The organism is Treponema sp. R6D11, assembly GCF_054786075.1.
This window is the reverse complement of the sequence record NZ_BDHD01000932.1, coordinates 1-443: the sequence shown is the minus strand read 5'-3', so window position 1 is coordinate 443 and position 443 is coordinate 1. Positions and strand designations below refer to the sequence as shown.

The window sequence follows — 443 nt, the reverse complement described above, 5'->3', positions numbered from 1 at the left end:
CACATAGACATCGCCCTGGGCCATGCGCCCGGCGTTCTTGCGGATCACCGTCTGGATGCTCTCGCCCATGGAGCCCAGGTGCACGGGCATGTGCGGCGCATTGGCGATGAGATGGCCCTCGGCGTCGAACAGCGCGCAGCTGAAGTCCAGCCGTTCCTTGATGTTCACCGAGTAGGCCGTGTTCTGCAGCTGCAGGCCCATCTGCTCGGCGATGTTCATGAACAGGTTGTTGAAGACCTCCAGCAGCACCGGGTCCACCGAGGTGCCGGCCGCGTACTCGGCCTTGCGCGCGACCACGCGGTCCAGCACCAGATGGTCCAGCGCCGTGAGCCGCGCCAGCCAGCCGGGCTCGACCACCGTGGTGGCATTGCGCTCGGCGATGATGGCCGGGCCGGGAATGGCGTCGCCGGGCCGCAGGTCCTCGCGCACCACCAGGGCCGCGT

1 protein-coding gene is annotated in these 443 nt (G+C 68.2%); it reads right to left on the bottom strand.

Annotated features, from left to right (window positions below; translation table 11 throughout):
- Nucleotides 1–443: hydantoinase B/oxoprolinase family protein (locus ACYVTD_RS16865; RefSeq protein ID WP_461248802.1), on the bottom strand; the 443-nt coding region annotated here is incomplete at both ends.